Origin of the sequence: Hymenobacter sp. YIM 151858-1, from assembly GCF_025979705.1 — a bacterium.
In the GTDB taxonomy this organism is placed as follows: domain Bacteria; phylum Bacteroidota; class Bacteroidia; order Cytophagales; family Hymenobacteraceae; genus Solirubrum.
In genome coordinates this window covers 1,592,705-1,608,535 of the sequence record NZ_CP110136.1, presented here as the reverse complement: position 1 = coordinate 1,608,535, position 15,831 = coordinate 1,592,705, and the positions used below count along the sequence as shown (strand labels likewise).

Here is a 15,831-nt window from a genome sequence, read left to right as displayed (position 1 = left end):
GGCCTCGGGCAAAAGGTACACCTTTGCAGCCAATGTCGGCACCTACGTCTTCTGCCTCCGAAACGCGCGTAACGCTGCGGGTTTGCTTAGCTGTGTTCGGGGTGTTCCTGCTGTACCTCTTCGGCAGTGGCTACCAGGCACTTTACTACGATTCGAATACGTATTGGGAGCTTAGCGGGCAGTTTTACTTCGAGTTCAAGCGTTTCCATCTACTCTCGTACCACAACAGCCTGCGGGGCTACTTGCTGCCGCTGCTGTTGTTTCCGCTTAAGGTTGGCTCGGTGGTTACGGGCATTGCGCCGCTGCAATGGTGCCGGCTGCTTGGGGCTGCGCTGGCGGCCGTTTTGTTTGGGTGGGCGGTGCCGGCACTTTGGCAGCAAGTATTGTTATCCGGGCGGCTGAGCTGGCGTCGCCGGCCCGCCTTTGCCGGGCTCGGGTTCCTGTTTTGGCGCGACTACTTTAACTTCCCGCTATCTGATTTTCCGGCGTTCCTCAGCTTGGTAGTAGCTTGCTGGCTGATGCTGCGCTGGCCTCGGTACCTAGGGGCCATGCTGCTGTGCGGCAGCTTGTGCATGGCGGCGGCCAACTTCCGGCCTATTTACCTGAGCAGCGCTGCTTTTTTGTTTGCAGCTCACGTCTGGCTGAACCGGCATGCGCTTGCGCAAGCAGTATTCTGGAAAAGCATTGCGGCATTTGCCCTAGGTGTATTGCTGATAGGAGGACCGCAACTAGCCATCAACCTTCGGCACTGGCACAAGGCTACCCCGCTGGTGCTGGCTACCCGCAACCCGGCGCACCCAACGGGCCTGTACCTGGCCCAGCTTACCTGGGGCCTGGCGGTGCAAAAGTTTGAGGGCACGATTGACCCTACGGCAGCCGATCCGCGCATCATGTACACCGACCCCGTAGGCCAGCGCATCCTCGATTCGGAGCATCTTTCGTTTGAGCAGGGCATACCCAGCCCGGGGCATTACGCTCAAGCCATGTGGCGCAACCTGCCTGAGGCCGCCACGCTGTACGGCCGGCACGTGTTCAACGGGCTCGACTTGAAATATGCCACGCCTTACATCAAACAGCTCTCGGGCCCCACGCTGCCCTTGTCGGTGCTGAATTACACGGTGCTGTTTCTGGCATTGCTCGTGCTCTGGCACAACCGACGCCGCTGGGTTGCAATCCGCTTCTGGCTGGTGGCCGGCATACTCCTGGCGCCCGTGGCGTTGGCCATTCCTACGGCTATCGAGTGCCGGTTTTTTATTCCGTTGCACGTGGCCTGTTATGCCGTGTTGTGCTTTGCCTGGCCGCGCAACTGGCAAGCCTTACTCTGGCGTTGGCCCGTTGCGCTCAGCTACCTCGCGTTTGTGGCGGTTTGCCTAATGCTCTCGGCAAATACGCTGCTTCACGCCAGCTCCGGACCGCGTTTGCTCTGGCCCTGATAAACGAACACGCCCCGCCGGACCTAGGTCCGGCGGGGCGTGTTCGTTTGCTAAGCGTGAACCTTAACGGTACAGCACTTCCTTCACGGCCTTCACCGTGCGGGCTACATTTGGCAGCGCGGCTTCGATGAGCGTGGGAGCGTAGGGCAGGGGCACATCGGCCGAGGTGATGCGGCGGATGGGCGCGTCGAGGTAGTCGAAGGCGTAGCGCTGCACGTGGTAGGCCAGCTCCGAGCTAATGCTGGCCAGCGGCCAGGCTTCCTCTACCACCACCATGCGGTTGGTTTTCTTCACCGATTCCACCAGCGTAGCGTAGTCGATGGGGCGTACCGAGCGCAGGTCGATTACTTCGGCCTCGATGCCGTCTTTGGCCAGCTCGTCGGCAGCACCTAGGGCCACCTTCATCATCTTGCCGAACGACACAATGGTTACGTGCTTGCCCTGGCGAACCACGTTGGCTTTGCCAATCTCAACGAGGTATTCCTCTTCGGGTACCTCGCCTTTGTCGCCGTACATCAGCTCCGACTCCATGAAAATCACCGGATCTGGGTCGCGGATGGCCGACTTCAACAGGCCCTTGGCATCGTAAGGGTTCGAGGGAACCACCACTTTCAGACCGGGAGTATTGGCGTACCAGTTCTCGAAGTTCTGCGAGTGCTGCGACGAGAGCATGCCCGCGTTGCCGGTTGGGCCGCGGAACACGATCGGAACGGTGTACTGCCCGCCCGACATCGACATCATCTTCGCGGCCGAGTTGATGACCTGGTCGATGGCCACGAGCGAGAAGTTGAACGTCATGAACTCGATGATCGGCTTCAGGCCGTTCATGGCCGCGCCCACGCCAATGCCAGCAAAACCCAGCTCGGCAATGGGCGTGTCGATTACGCGCTCGGGGCCAAACTCGTCGAGCATGCCTTGGCTTACTTTGTAGGCGCCGTTGTATTCAGCTACCTCTTCGCCCATCAGAAACACGCTCGCATCGCGGCGCATTTCCTCGGACATTGCTTCGCGCAGGGCTTCCCGGAATTGGATCGTCCGCATGTAGATGTCAGGAAAGGAAAAATCGGGTCAATGAAAAAAAGGCCGGCTCACGAGGAACCGGCCCGTAAAGCTACAATGATAGGCGGGAGTGGGCAAATCATTAGCTGAACGAAAAGCTCCCCTTCTCAGCTGAGGAGGGGACGCGGCAGCTTTAGCTGACGCTGGGGTGGTTGGCCTCGCGTCAGATACTAACCTCAACCAACCAGCAAGTCATGCTGAGCTTGCCGAAGCATCTCTGCGGATAACATTCTCAACGAAGCGGTAGAGATGCTTCGGTAAGCTCAGCATGACGACCTAGGGTAATTTTTCAGGCGTTAGCCAACGATTGTCAACCACCCCGCCCTTCGGGCACCCCTCCTCATCTGAGGAGGGGAATTACTGTTCTATTGCCGCAGCGCTTCAATAAACGTTTTACTGCCGGCGTAGCTGCGGAACTCTAGGTCTTCGACGGCGCGCTGGGCAAAGGTGCGGTCGAGTTGCACGGCGCGGCGCAGGTATTGGCCTACGTCGCCTTCGCGCTGGGCCCGGGCGGCCACCACGGCAAGGCAATAGTAGGCCATGGGGTCGTTGGGCTTGAGGTTGAGTGCCTCCTGGTAAATCTGTGCGGCGCCGTCGTAATTCTCCTTGGTAAGGTAAATGAGGGCGCGGTTCATCACGTTCTGGTACGATTTGTCGCTGTAGCTCAGGCTGCGCAGCGCGTCATCTACCTGCCCAATTTCGATTTCCAGCGCGGCTTTGTCGGCAAATACTTTGTCGAGCACGGGTTTGGGGCCGCCAAGCTTGATGGCGTAATCGTAGTTCTGCAGGGCTTCGAGCCGGTCGCCGGCGCGGTGCCAGGCAGTGGCCACGTGCGAGAACATGGTGGCCGTTGGGTTGCGGTGGGCGGCCAGGGTAAAGTTGGTGGCGGCGCGGCGCTGGTAGGCGCGGCGCACTTTGTCGCTTACTTCCTTCTCGGAACGCTCGAGCAATACCACGCCCAGGTTGTGGTAGGCTTCCCAGCGGCCCGAAGTAGCCACGGCGGTTTCGTAGATGCGCTGCTTTTCGGCCAGCAGGGGCGTTAGCGTAGCCGAGTAGCGCAGCTCCTCGGGCGTGAGGGCGTCGGCTTCCAGCTCTTTTTCGACAATCTTCTTCGAGAGGATGTAAATCTCGGACTGCAGGCGCTGCGGCGCCGTGTAGCGCACGGCCACCGTACCGAAGCGCATTACGGGGTACACGTACTGCTCGATGTAATCGAAGAACGACAGCGTGTGCAGCTGCTTTTCCTTTTGGGCCCAGGTGCCGCGCGAGTCGTTGATGATGCTGACCACCGAATCGATTTGCTCGGGCTGCAGGGCCGAGGCCTGCACTTTGCTCAGGAACAAATCCCAGCGGCGGCGGTACGTCTGCGTTTCGAACTTAACCGAGCTGAGCGAATTCAGGTAGGAGTTGTTGTCGAGGCGGCGCTTGTAGTAGCGCATCAGGGCCTGCACACGCTTTTCGGGCAGGCGCGGGTCGTGCGAGTCGAGCGAATCGGGCGAGTGGCCGGCCACAATCATCACCTTTTGGGTGTGCTGGTTGGCCTCGATAAATTCCTCCAGGGCCGCCACGTTGGTGCCTAGGTAGTTGCGGATAGCGCTTTGGCCTTCATCAAAGAAAAAAGGCAGCACGCGGGTGCCGCCACCCTCCAGGCTGGCTTCTTCGGGCAAATAGGTTACGCGCTCAGCCTCGCGCACCACCAAGCGGCTGGGCAGTACCACGCCGCGCGCAACCAGCAGCTCCTGCTCGGCCTTCAGCACTTTGCCGCCTGATTTCAGGCGGCGCACCTGCGGCACCGCTACCAGCTGGCCGGGGTTTTTGCGGGGTTCGTACGGAAAGGCAATGGGCTTCTTGATAACGAGGAAGTTGCGGTCTTGCTCGTCGTACACGTATTCGCCCATCAAAAAGCGCACGGTGCCGGCGGTATCTTCGCGCAGGCCGTTGTCGTAGCGGTAGCGCAGCGGCAGCTCGTACACCGCGCCTTTGTGCAGGTGCCTGGCCGGCACGCGTACTTCCAGCTCGGCCAGCACATTCTCGCCGTTGGCCTCGAGCACCGGCGGCCGCACCTGAACTTGTTGACCCTCTTGCGCAACCCGCAGCATGCGCGGCAGCGTACAAGCAGGCAGGGTAGCGGCCGTAACGACCGGAAGGAGGCGTAGAAGCGCGGTGCGCGTAACTCTCATGCAACTAAATTCAGACGGCAAAATCAGCACCCTTAACGCAATTAGCCGCTTTTCGGACATAGCAGCAGCAAAATTTACTGCTGCTATGCTTGACGCTCGGCTCGCCGCAAGTTATATTATCGACTGAACAGCCTCGACCATCACCCAGCTATGAAACGAATTACGGACTTTATTGAGCAGCAGAGCTTCGGGGTGTGCAGCTCCTTGGGCAACAAACTGGGCTTTTCGACCAGCAGCGTGCGGCTATCCTTTGTGTACGCGTCGTTCTTCACGTTCGGCTCGCCCATTGTGCTGTACTTCGCCCTGGCCTTTTGGATGAACGTACGCCGGGCTATGCGCCGCCAGCGCAGCACCGTGTGGGATTTGTAATCGGCATCGGCACTTGGGGCAATTAGGCCCTTGACACAATAGCATAACAGGTCGGCAACCCCGGTTGCCGACCTGTTGTTTTTTCTGGCCACCTAGCCGACCTAAGGCTGATGTCAGTTGAATTTCAGTTCTGAAAAGCGCCGTTTGCCTTGGCCGAAGTAGGCCCATACCAAACTGCCCAGGTAGGTGCCGGGGCGTTGGGCAGCGGGCAGTTGCGGCCTGGCCAGCCTGCGCCGCTCGCGCCAGTAGCTTAGCTTACCGAAGAAGTGCCGATGCGCCCGCACGATGGCCGCGGCATCGGCGGGGTTGCCTTTAGTCAGCATTTGCGCTGCGGCTACATAATCGAGTGCAAAGCGGGTAAGCAGGGTAGGCCACAACTCGCCCGGGGCTAGGTTCTTATACAACAAAGCCAAGCCGTTGCGGAAGTTGAGGTAGGTTTTGCGCGGGTTTGATTTGTGCAAGGTGCCGCCGCCCACGTGGTACACCGTGCTGCCGCCGTGGTACCAAACCTCGTGGCCGGCATTCCAGAGTCGCCAGCAGAGGTCTATTTCCTCCATGTGCGCGAAAAACTCGGGCTCCAGGCCTTGCAGCGAGTGCCAGGCGGCGGCGCGCACCATCATGCAGGCGCCGGTAGCCCAGGCCACGCGGCGCGGGTCGTCGTACTGGCCTAGGTCGGTTTCGAGGGCATCGAACAGGCGGCCGCGGCAGAAGGGGTAGCCCAGCCGATCGAGGTAGCCGCCGGCCGCCCCGGCGTACTCGAACTCGGTACGGGCGTTGTAGGCTCTGATTTTCGGCTGAACGGCGGCTGCTTTCAAGTTGCTTTCGAGCAGTTCGCGCAGGGGCCGCAGCCAGCCGGCAGTTACCTCCACATCGGAGTTGAGCAGCACGTAGTAGTTGTAGCCGGGCAGCTGACCTAGGGCCTGGTTGTAGCCCTGGCAGAAACCTAGGTTTTCAGCGTGCTGAAGCACTTGCACCTGCGGGTAGTGCGCGGCCAGCCAGGCTACCGAGTTATCGGAGGAGGCGTTGTCGGCCACTACCACGCGGGCATTGTCGGAGTGGGCCAGCACCGACGGGAGAAACTGCTCCAGCCAGCGCTGCCCGTTCCAGTTCAGGATGACTACGGCTACATCGGAGGCGTTGTAGTCGCCATCAGCTGGGGTATTATAAGCCAAAGCCGCTTAGGTCGAGACCGGGAATGTTGGGCAGCAGGCCGCTGGTGCGCTGCTTCATGTGCTCTTTCGATTTCTCGTTCACCTCGTCCATCACCTTGTTCACGGCAGCCACCACCAGGTCGGCTACCATGTCCTTGTCCTGGGGCGAAAGCAGCGTCTCGTCGATTTCGAGCTTCAGCAGTTGGCGCTTGCCGTTGGCCGTAGCCCGCACCATGCCGCCGCCGGCTTCGGCAGTGGCCGTGATGTTCTTCAGCTCTTCCTGGGCTTGTTTTACTTTCTCCTGCAGGTCCTTGAAGCGACCCATCATGCCCATCATATCAAACATAAGCGAGGTATGTTGTTGATTGTTAGTTGTTACAAAATTGCCAGTGCTGCCCCTGAGTAAACCCAAGAGCACACAGCGGCGCCAAAAGTACGGCGCAGGGCGCAAGTAGCCGCCGCTGGGCGGGCCTACCTGAGCAGCGTAATGGTGCCGCGTTGCACTACGCGCTGGCCGGTTTCGTCGATGGCTTCGAACTGAAACGAAAAAACCTGCGGCGCGGCTACCACGCCGCGCACGCGGCCATCCCAGGTTTGGGTGCGGTCGGTGCCGCGGAACACCACCACGCCGTTGCGGTCGAAGATGGTGAAGTTGAACGTGTTCAGGAAACGGCCTTTCACCTCCAGCACGTCGTTCAGGCCGTCGGCGTTGGGGCTGAAGGCGTTGGGCACCACCACCACCACCGGGCGGCTTACGGTGGCAATGTTGCTGTACACGGTGCGGCCATTGCTGGTGGCGGCCAGGCGGTAGCGCAGCACCTGGCGCTCGGCGGGGGGCTGGGCATCGAGGTACGTGGTGTCGGTTACGGGCTGGTTGCGCAGCTCGCGGTTGGCGGCATCGAGGGTGAGGAGGCGGTACGTCCAGCCGGTGCCCTGGCCCGAGGGCTCCGTCCAGCGCAGGCGCACCTGGCTGCCGTCGGCGTTGGCGGCTTGGGCACCTAGGGTGGGCGGGCAGGCCGCCGGGCCCTCGGCCGAAGTAGTGCCGCACTCATCAATCAGCACGCCCGTGTAGCACGGAATGCGCCGGGGCGAGGCCGTGCCGGGCTGGTCGGTAACGGGCAGTTGCTGGGCGGGCGGCAGCAACTGCGGGGCGGCGCTGCCCACCCGGCGGCGTAGCTGCAGGCGGGTGCCGGCACCTAGGGCCGGCCCGAGCGTGGTTATTTCCACGGTATTATCAAGCGCGATGGACACCGACAGCTGCGGCGGGGCGGCGGGCTGCCCCACGCTGGTTTGCACCGTGCGCGTATCGGAGAGCGAGGTGCCGTTGGCGGTGCGCGCCGCAACCTGGTAGCGGTACGTTTGCCCGCAGGTTACGGCCACATCGGTGTAAGCCGTGGTGGTAGCTGGCACGGTGGTCAGCAGTTGCCCGTTGCAGCTAATCTGATAATCGGTAACGTTGCTGCCGGGTGGCTGCACCCAGTTCAGCTGGTTTTGCCCGTTGGCCGAAGTGGCCGTGAGGCTAACCGGACAAAGCTGCGCCGAGGGCAGCGACAACGTACCGCAGGCATCGGTAAGGCGCAAGCGGTAGCAGCTACCTAGGGCGCCGTTGGGCAGCGAAAAGGTGGTGCTACCGGCCGGCAGCGTGGCCACGCTGCTGCCATCTTGCTCGAGCACGTAGCGGTACTCGGGCTGCAACGCGGCAAAGCCCAACTCGAGCGTATTGCCCTGCACGGCCAAGCGCTGCAACACCGGGCTTTGCGGGGCAACTTGCACAGGGTAGGGCTTGGTGGTGGCGCCTTCGCAAATGCGGGCGTCGCGGTAGCTGCCGTATACTGTAATGTTAGTTGCGCCGGGTGTGGCAGCGTATACGGCCGTGGGTTGCGTAACCGGCTGGCGCGGGCCGCTGCCTACTTGCACCTCGTACTGCACGTTGGCCTGCGGCTGCAGAATGGTGATTTGCACCTGCGTACGGGCCGTGCCGCAGTACGCAAACGTAAAATCGGGTTGCGGCCGGGCGCGCACCTCAAACCGCCGCGAAAACAGCTGCCCTGTGCCCGTGGGGTAGCCTGGGCCACCGGGGTTGGGGGTGTTCTGCTGAATAATGAGTGTGCCCGGCGTGTTGGGCACGGTGCGGGTGGTTACGGTATCGAGGTTGGTGTTGGTCGTCGAAAAGCAATCGAAAATGTACCGGATGTTCTGGCGCGGGTAGTTCTGGCCGCTGCAGTCGCGCAACCGAATGCGCGAGCCAGCGCAAAGCACTGTTACGGGCTGGCCGGGTACATCGAGCAGCTGGCCGGTGGCGTCGTCGTACACCCGAAAGCAGGCGGTGGGGCCAAAGGCATCATTAGTGCACACCTGCGCCAGTGCGGGCCCTAGGTTCAGCACCAGCAACAAGCCCAGCAGCAAACAGCGCATCATCATGCCAGTGCCAACGCCCCAACGCCCGTTTTCATATTTCATGTGCTTAAAATAAGCGCCAGTCGGCTTCGCAGGTTTATGCCCACTGATACGTGCGCACAAACTCGGCGGCTTGGTGCAGCGACGGGTACAGCACGCGGTCGGCGGCTACAAAGCTTACTTGCTCCTGAAAAGCAGCCACCACTTGCTCCAGCGCCTCGGAGCTGCGCCTGGGGCGGCGGAACTGCAGGGCCTGCACGGCATTCAGCAGCTCGATGCCCAATACCTGCTCGGTGTTCTCGAGCACGCGCAGGGCTTTGGTGGCCGCGTTCGAGCCCATGCTTACGTGGTCTTCCTGGCCATTGCTGCTCACGATGCTATCCACGGAGGCGGGCGTGCACAGCTGCTTGCTCTGGCTTACGATACTGGCAGCCGTGTACTGCGGAATCATCAGGCCCGAGTTCAGGCCCGGTTCGGCTACCAGGAAAGGCGGCAAGCCGCGCTGCCCGCTGATGAGCTGGTACGTGCGGCGTTCCGAAATCGAGCCCAACTCGGCCACGGCAATGGCCAGGTAGTCGAGCGCCAGGGCCAGGGGCTGACCGTGGAAGTTGCCACCCGACAAAATGGCGTCGGTTTCGGGGAAGATGTTGGGGTTGTCGGTAACGGCGTTGCACTCGGTTTCCACCACCTGGCTTACGTGCTGCACCGCATCGCGCGAGGCGCCGTGTACCTGGGGCATGCAGCGGAACGAGTAGGGGTCTTGCACGGCGGTTTTGGCCTGCTGCTGCAGCTCGCTGCCGTGCAGCAATTCCCGAATGTGCCGCGCCACCGCCACTTGGCCTACGTGCGGCCGAATGCGGTGCAGGCGCTCATCAAACGGCTCGGGGCGGCCATCAAACGCCTCCAGCGAAATAGCCCCAATTACATCGGCGGCGAGCAGCAATCGGCGGGCGCGCAGGGTGGTGTGCACGGCGTAGGCTAGCATAAACTGCGTGCCGTTCAGCAGCGCCAAGCCCTCTTTGGCTTGCAAGGCAATGGGTTGCCAGCTAAACAAATGCATAGCATCGGCGGCGGCCAAGCGGTAGCCCTCGAACAGCACTTCGCCCAAGCCAATCAGCGGCAGGCACAGGTGAGCCAGGGGAGCCAAATCGCCGCTGGCACCTAGGGAGCCTTGCTGATACACCACCGGCACAATGCCGCGGTTGTAAAAATCGAGCAGGCGCTGCACGGTGGCCACTTGCACGCCGCTGTGCCCGTAGCTCAGGCTTTGGGCTTTCAGCAGCAGCATTAGGCGCACCAGCTCGGCGGGCACCTCGGCGCCGGTGCCGCAGGCGTGCGACATCATCAGGTTTTGCTGCAGCTGGCTACGGTCGGCGGGCGAAATGCTGGTGTTGCACAGCGCGCCAAACCCCGTGTTGATGCCGTACACCGGCGCATCGGAGTGCGCTAAGCGGTTGTGCAGGTAGTGGTGGCAGTGCTCGATGCGCTGGCGGGCATCGTCGCTGAGGGCAATGCTGTGCTTTTGCTGAATTACCTGTTCGAGGGTGGCAAGGTCGAGGTAAGTAGCGGGGTTGAGATGGAAAGTTTCGGGCATGGGTGGGGGAGGGTACAGCTAGTGGGTGGGCTAGCAAGGCCGGAAACTACTCGTTTGGCTGAAGATTATGGGTGTGGGTTGGGCAGGAAGTTTTGGGCGGGTGGGGTTTTGTGGCTGTCCTTCTGAGGCGTCAGGCGAAGGACCTAGGGCGCGGCTGTCGTGTCGCGCAAAGCGCGGCTGCTGGGTTGCTGACGTTGTTTGCCCTGTCATCCTGAGACCAAGCGAAGGCGCTTTTGGGTACCTCACCCCCCGGCCCCCTTTCCACAAGAGAGGGGGAGCGGTTAGTATCCGAAGTCAGCACGCGAGATGCCCTCGGCTGGGCGCGGCCTGACAACGACCTAGGGAGGTTGCGCAGGCGTGATAAGGTCCTTCCTGCGTCAGGAAGACAGGGTAAACAACGTTTGCAAACAACGCCGGAAAAACCACGAACAAACCCTAGGTGCCAAAAACACACCTGCCCGCCGAGAACTCGGCGGGCAGGTGGCAAAGCAAGCAGCAAGCAAACCGGCTAGCGTTCGGTGCTGAGCTCCAGCAGTTGGCTAATCACTTCCTCGGCAGGCATGGCAACCTCGCTGCCGGCGCGCATGTCGCGGAGCTTTACCAGGCCAGCAGCGCGCTCATCGGGGCCGGCGAGCAGCATGTACCGGATGCGGCGCTTGTCGGCGTATTCAAACTGCTTTTTCAGCTTCGCTACTTCGGGGTACAGCTCGGCGGCCAGACCGGCGTTGCGCAGCTGGCGCAGCAGCGGCAGCACGGTGGCACGGCCCTCCTGGTCGAAGTTGGCTATGAGGCAAAGTGGGGCCGATACGGCGCCTTCGGGAAACAGCTGCAGCTCTTCGAGCACGTCGTAAATGCGGTCGACGCCGAACGAGAAGCCCACGCCCGACAGGCCCGGCAGGCCGAAGGCGCCGGTGAGGTTATCGTAGCGGCCGCCGCCCGAAATGCTGCCCATCTGCACGTTGTTCACCTTTACCTCGAAGATGCAGCCGGTGTAGTAGCTCAGGCCGCGGGCCAGCGTCACGTCGAAATCGAGGCGCTGGAAGTTCTCGAAGCCGAAGTCCTGCAAGTAGCCTTGCACTTGCTCCAGGTCGGAGAGGCCTTTGGCGGGGCCGGCAGCGGCATCGGCCAGCACGCCATCGGCACCGAAAGCGGTGCGAAGCTGGGTTAACTTCTCTTCGAACGAGCCATCCACTTGCAGGTAATCGAACACCTTCTCAATGGCTTCGTCGGTGAAGCCGCGCTGGCGCAGCTCGTTGCTTACGCCCTCCACACCAATCTTGTCGAGCTTGTCGATGGCCACGAACAAGTCCGACTCGGTGCCCACGCCACCTAGGGCCTGGTATATGCCGGAGAGCACGCCGCGGTGGTTAATCTTGATGGTGAAGTCCGTCAGCCCTAGGGTCGACAGCACCTCGTCGATCATCAGCACAATCTCGGCTTCGCAGAGCAGCGAAGTGGTGCCCACCACGTCGGCATCGCACTGCACAAACTCGCGGTAGCGGCCACGCTGCGGGCGGTCGGCGCGCCACACGGGCTGAATCTGATAGCGCTTGAAGGGCAGCGTGAGCTGGTTGCGGTTCATCACCACGTAGCGCGCGAAGGGCACCGTGAGGTCGTAGCGCAGGCCTTTCTCGGCTACTTTGGGCAGCACCTTTTTGGCGCCAGCGGCCAGGTCTTCAGCCGAAACATCTTTCGCGAAGTCGCCCGAGTTCAGGATTTTGAACAGCAGTTGGTCGCCCTCTTCGCCGTACTTGCCCGTCAGCACCGACAGGTTTTCCATGGTGGGCGTTTCGAGCGGCGCGTAGCCAAACTTTTCAAACACGCGGCGGATGGTGCCGAAAATATAGTTGCGCCGGGCTACCTGCTGAGGACCGAAGTCGCGGGTACCGCGGGGAATGCTGGGTTTCTGAGCGCTCATTCGAGAGGTGAATGCGGAAATGTGGCCGCGAAGGTACTGCCTAGGTCGGAGAGGGCCGAGTTTGATGCATTAAAAGACAAGAGGCCGGTTCTGCAAGCAGAACCGGCCTCTTCAGTTTCAGCTACTCTTCGAATGTCATGCTGAGCCCCGCCGAAGCATCTTTACCGAGTTTCCTGAGAGTATCCTCACTTATTGGGGAGGTTACTATCTGTGGGCTGCGGACTGAAGTCCGCGCTACATGCTGGCGAAGCGGTAGAGATGCTTCGGCGGGGCTCGGCATGACGTTCTTTTGAGCTTAGCCGCCGAAGTCGCCACCGCCTAGGTTGTCATCCTGCTGCGGTTGCTGCTGCTCGCCGCGGCCACGGCCACGTCCGCGCTGCGGGCCGCCTTCGCCCGGCGCTTGGCCGAAACGGTAGGTGAAGCCGATGAAGCCCACGCGGGTTTCGCGCTTAAACTGGTTGTCGCTGCTGAAGTTGGGGCCGCGGAACTTGATGTTGAACTCCTGGGTGTTGAACAAGTCCGACACGCGCAGCGTGATGGCTCCGCGGTCTTTCAGCACGCTGTACTTGGCGCCGAGTTCGGTAGAGAAAATCTGGCCGAACGAGCCCTGCGTGGTAACGGTGCGAGAGCGGTAGAAAGCCGATACCTGCAAATCGAGCGACTTTATGGGCGTGAACACCGAGTTGAGGCGGCCGGTGTAAGCGAAGTTCTTGTTGTCGAGCTCGGTACCAGTGCTTGCGGCAATTATGTTGCGGAAAGCCGAACCGTTCAGCGACACGCGCCACCACTTGGCCAGCGGCTGCGCCAACGAGGCCTCTAGGCCATATGACTTGCTGTTCGAGATGTTTTGCGGGCGTGTAATTGTTACGCCGGTTTCGGCGTCGAGCTCGCGCAGGCGCTGCACCACGCCCGTGGAGTAGCGGTAAAACGCCGTGCCCGTGAAGCTGGTGCGGCCTTTAAACCACTGGTAGCCCAGCTCCGACGCATTGATGTACTCGGGCAGCAAGTAGGGGTTGCCCTGCTGGTAGTTCAGCGGGTCGGAGTAGTCGATGAAGGGGTTAAGGCTGTTGACATCGGGGCGGTTGAGGCGGCGCGAGTAGCTGGCCTGCACCCGCTGCGAAGGCGTAACGTCGTAAGCCAACGTAAGCGACGGGAACAGCCCTAGGTAGTTCCGGCGGAACTGGGCCGGGAAGGGCTGACCACCGGGCGCCGGCGCGGTGTTGTACTGGCGGCCTTGTGCATTGGTTTGCTCGGCGCGCAGGCCGGCCTGGTAGTTCAGCTTGCCGCGCACGTTTTGGTACGTGAGGTAAGCGGCCTGAATGTACTCCGCGTACTTAAAGCGGTTGGAGCGGCTGGGGTCGTAGGTAAGGGGCAGCACATCCGAAAGGCCCAGCAGAAACTGGAAGTCGGCATCGGTGCGGCGCATCACGCTTTTTAGCCCTAGGTCGAGGCGGCCTTTCTCACCCAGAGGGTGCACGTAATCAATCTGGGCCGAGCCCTGGTCGAGGCGGTTGTCGCTGCGTTGCTGCTGCAATTGCGGCTGCGCGGGCTGGCGGCGGGCCTGCACCGAGTCGAGGCGCGAGTCGGTGGTGTTTTCGCTGCGGATGGGCGTAAACACGGCCATGGCCGTAAGCTCGCGGCGCTTCTGGCCGGCCCAGGTGCGGCGGTAGTCGAGGGTGAAATCGGTGGAGCGGTTGCGGCCTTCTGAGTCGTTGCGGCGGATAAAAGAGCCGCGGTCGGCGCCGGTAACGGCGTAGCTGCGGTTGGCATTCAGCGTTTCAATAGCCTCCGAGGTGTTCAGGCGCGGCTGCACCGAGAGCGTAATGGTTTGCTGCGGCGTAATGGTGTAATCGAAGCCGAAACGGCCGCTGTGCGAAACGCCGGTACGGTCGCCGCGGCCGCGCTGCGTGAGCAGAATGGTGGAATCGCGCTCCAAGCGGCCCCGCAGGATGCTTACCTGATCGAGGTTGCGGCGCGTGAAGCGGTTATCGTAGCGGGCGTCGTAGTTGCCGAAGAAGTTGAACTTGCCCTGGCGCAGGTTCAAGGCTATCGAGCCGTTGTATTTGTCGCGGGTGCCAACGTTCAGCGTAGTCGAGCCGTTCAGGCCGTTGCGCTGCTCCTTCTTCAGCACAATGTTCAGAATACCGCCCGAACCTTCGGCATCGTAACGCGCCGAGGGGTTCGTCACGATTTCCACGCTTTCAATCTGCGAAGCTGGAATCTGGTCGAGATTTACGGCGCGGCCACCCCCAGCAGCGCCGGTAGGTTTGCCGTCGATATATATCGTAACGTTCTGCGAGCCACGCAGCGACACCGAGCCGTTCTGGTCCACGTTCACCGAAGGCACGTTCTGCAGCACATCCACGGCGGTGCCGCCCACGGTGCTCAGGTCTTTCGATACGTTGATGACCTTCTTATCGAGGTTGTCTTGCACAATGGCCCGCTCGCCCGTAACTGTCACGCCCTTCAGCTGCTGCGTGGTGGAGCGCAGGCGCAGCTGACCTAGGGCCAGCGTAGGCTGCTCGGCCGACAGCGTAATGGGGCGCCGGGCCGGGCGGTAGCCCAGCTGCGTTACGCGCAAGGAGTAGTTACCAAACGGAACCCCCTCAATCTTGAAGGCACCGTTGTCGGCGGTTTGGGCGCCCGTTACCAGGGTCGAGTCCTGCGCGCGGAGCAGCACCACGTTGGCAAAGGGTACCGGCTGATTGTTAGAGCCATCGAGCAGCGTGCCCGTAACCGAGCCGGTGGTTTGGGCCCACACGCTCAGCGGCAACAACAATAAAAAGGCGAGCAACAGCCTAGGCAGCTGCTGCGATGAAGAAGTAAAAGCTGAACTCATTGAAAGAGAATTGACAACGCACGGCTCAACAACTCACCACAGCGCCGGAGGTTACAAAGTCCTGCTCAGGCGCTGCGGCGGAAAACCGAGCAAAGACCCGGCCCCGGCCGAGGTGTTGCACGCGTTATTCAGTTTTTTCGGCAGCCTGGCGCACCTGGTACAGCACGGAGGCGGCCAGCGGTGCTTTGAGTGCCGAGCGGATACCGGCGCGGCGCAGGCCTTGGTTGGTCCAGTCGTTGCAGGTGCGCAGGGCGTGGTAGCGGCCCCGGGCCCGGAAGAAAAAGTCATCGGGCGAGTAGCCTGCCTGGTTGCGCAGTGCCCAGTTACCTAGGGAATCGGGCCGGAACGACTGCTCGATGTAGCTGGTGAGCTGCCGGTACTCATCAACCGAAATACGCAAGGGCACCACCCACTCGCGCGCCCTAGGTGCCGCGCGGTAAAAGCCCACGTGCATAAGGGTGCGCGCCGGCAGCACCGCCCGGAGTACCGTGCCCAATTTGGGCATGCGCCCGCCGTACGATTCCAGGTAAAACGCCTCGTTGCCCCAGCCAAACGCCACGTACTCGTAGCCCGCAAACCGCGCCTGCAGGGCGGCGTTGCCGGTGCGCTGCAGCCAGTTGGTGTTGGTGCGCGGCTCGTAAATGGGCAGCACCAAATCGGTATGAAAGCCATTCGACACCACGTACACGGGCACGCCATCGGGTGTTTGCCGAAACGCGGCGTTGCGCGGAATCAAGCTCCCGGACATCAGCAACACCACAATGGCAACGAAAGCAGACATGAGCAGGCGAAGGATACGGGGACAGCAACGCATACGCACAATGTTAGGTGCCGCAGTACCTAGGGCAAGTGTTTATGCCAGGCCTCAGCCGCTGGTAACCCAAACGCAAG

At 61.6% G+C, this 15,831-nt stretch carries 11 protein-coding genes; 2 read left to right on the top strand and 9 right to left on the bottom strand.

The window, feature by feature from the left end; all coding sequences use genetic code 11:
* The first annotated feature begins 32 nt into the window (after positions 1-32).
* Positions 33-1,433: a hypothetical protein gene (locus OIS50_RS07145; protein WP_264693626.1), complete on the top strand. Its 1,401-nt coding sequence runs from the start codon at positions 33-35 to the stop codon at positions 1,431-1,433.
* Positions 1,434-1,496: 63 nt separating this feature from the next.
* On the opposite strand, the gene OIS50_RS07140 is transcribed toward OIS50_RS07145, so the two are convergent.
* Positions 1,497-2,474 carry a pyruvate dehydrogenase complex E1 component subunit beta gene (locus OIS50_RS07140; protein WP_264693625.1) on the bottom strand — a complete coding sequence of 326 codons (978 nt, stop codon included), beginning with the start codon at positions 2,472-2,474 and terminating at the stop codon, positions 1,497-1,499.
* 383 nt (positions 2,475-2,857) lie between these two features.
* A complete protein-coding gene (locus tag OIS50_RS07135; protein ID WP_264693624.1) occupies positions 2,858-4,591 on the bottom strand; it encodes a tetratricopeptide repeat protein in 1,734 nt (577 codons plus the stop codon).
* A gap of 231 nt (positions 4,592-4,822) precedes the next feature.
* Between OIS50_RS07135 and OIS50_RS07130 the strand changes: the two genes are divergently transcribed.
* Positions 4,823-5,041, top strand: a complete 219-nt coding sequence (locus OIS50_RS07130) for a PspC domain-containing protein (RefSeq protein WP_059071098.1) — start codon at positions 4,823-4,825, stop codon at positions 5,039-5,041.
* Between the two features lie 113 nt (positions 5,042-5,154).
* On the opposite strand, the gene OIS50_RS07125 is transcribed toward OIS50_RS07130, so the two are convergent.
* The 7 genes from OIS50_RS07125 to OIS50_RS07095 all read right to left on the bottom strand — a co-directional run bounded on the left by OIS50_RS07125 (position 5,155) and on the right by OIS50_RS07095 (position 15,721).
* On the bottom strand, positions 5,155-6,213 hold the full coding sequence (locus tag OIS50_RS07125) for a glycosyltransferase family 2 protein (RefSeq protein ID WP_264693623.1): 1,059 nt from the start codon (positions 6,211-6,213) through the stop codon (positions 5,155-5,157).
* Positions 6,203-6,538, bottom strand: a complete 336-nt coding sequence (locus tag OIS50_RS07120) for a YbaB/EbfC family nucleoid-associated protein (RefSeq protein WP_059071100.1) — start codon at positions 6,536-6,538, stop codon at positions 6,203-6,205. The genes OIS50_RS07125 and OIS50_RS07120 overlap by 11 nt, the downstream gene beginning before the upstream one ends.
* A 125-nt stretch (positions 6,539-6,663) precedes the next feature.
* Complete coding sequence (locus tag OIS50_RS07115; protein ID WP_264693622.1) at positions 6,664-8,652, bottom strand: T9SS type B sorting domain-containing protein; 1,989 nt, start codon at positions 8,650-8,652, stop codon at positions 6,664-6,666.
* Positions 8,653-8,686: 34 nt separating this feature from the next.
* Positions 8,687-10,183: a histidine ammonia-lyase gene (hutH, locus tag OIS50_RS07110; protein WP_264693621.1), complete on the bottom strand. Its 1,497-nt coding sequence runs from the start codon at positions 10,181-10,183 to the stop codon at positions 8,687-8,689.
* A gap of 508 nt (positions 10,184-10,691) precedes the next feature.
* Positions 10,692-12,101, bottom strand: coding sequence for a histidine--tRNA ligase (gene hisS / locus OIS50_RS07105; protein WP_264693620.1), 1,410 nt, complete (start codon positions 12,099-12,101; stop codon positions 10,692-10,694).
* 295 nt (positions 12,102-12,396) lie between these two features.
* Positions 12,397-14,940 carry a TonB-dependent receptor gene (locus OIS50_RS07100; protein ID WP_264693619.1) on the bottom strand — a complete coding sequence of 848 codons (2,544 nt, stop codon included), beginning with the start codon at positions 14,938-14,940 and terminating at the stop codon, positions 12,397-12,399.
* Positions 14,941-15,064: 124 nt separating this feature from the next.
* A complete protein-coding gene (locus tag OIS50_RS07095) occupies positions 15,065-15,721 on the bottom strand; it encodes a TIGR02117 family protein (protein WP_264693618.1) in 657 nt (218 codons plus the stop codon).
* Positions 15,722-15,831: the final 110 nt, after the last annotated feature.

Excerpts from the sequence above, each read along its gene's own strand:
- OIS50_RS07145 (WP_264693626.1), top strand. The coding sequence starts at position 33 with ATGTCGGCACCTACGTCTTCTGCCTCCGAAACGCGCGTAACGCTGCGG.
- OIS50_RS07140 (WP_264693625.1), bottom strand. The coding sequence starts at position 2,474 with ATGCGGACGATCCAATTCCGGGAAGCCCTGCGCGAAGCAATGTCCGAG.
- OIS50_RS07135 (WP_264693624.1), bottom strand. The coding sequence starts at position 4,591 with ATGCTGCGGGTTGCGCAAGAGGGTCAACAAGTTCAGGTGCGGCCGCCG.
- OIS50_RS07130 (WP_059071098.1), top strand. The coding sequence starts at position 4,823 with ATGAAACGAATTACGGACTTTATTGAGCAGCAGAGCTTCGGGGTGTGC.
- OIS50_RS07120 (WP_059071100.1), bottom strand. The coding sequence starts at position 6,538 with ATGTTTGATATGATGGGCATGATGGGTCGCTTCAAGGACCTGCAGGAG.
- OIS50_RS07115 (WP_264693622.1), bottom strand. The coding sequence starts at position 8,652 with ATGAAATATGAAAACGGGCGTTGGGGCGTTGGCACTGGCATGATGATG.
- hutH (WP_264693621.1), bottom strand. The coding sequence starts at position 10,183 with ATGCCCGAAACTTTCCATCTCAACCCCGCTACTTACCTCGACCTTGCC.
- hisS (WP_264693620.1), bottom strand. The coding sequence starts at position 12,101 with ATGAGCGCTCAGAAACCCAGCATTCCCCGCGGTACCCGCGACTTCGGT.
- OIS50_RS07100 (WP_264693619.1), bottom strand. The coding sequence starts at position 14,940 with ATGAGTTCAGCTTTTACTTCTTCATCGCAGCAGCTGCCTAGGCTGTTG.
- OIS50_RS07095 (WP_264693618.1), bottom strand. The coding sequence starts at position 15,721 with ATGTCTGCTTTCGTTGCCATTGTGGTGTTGCTGATGTCCGGGAGCTTG.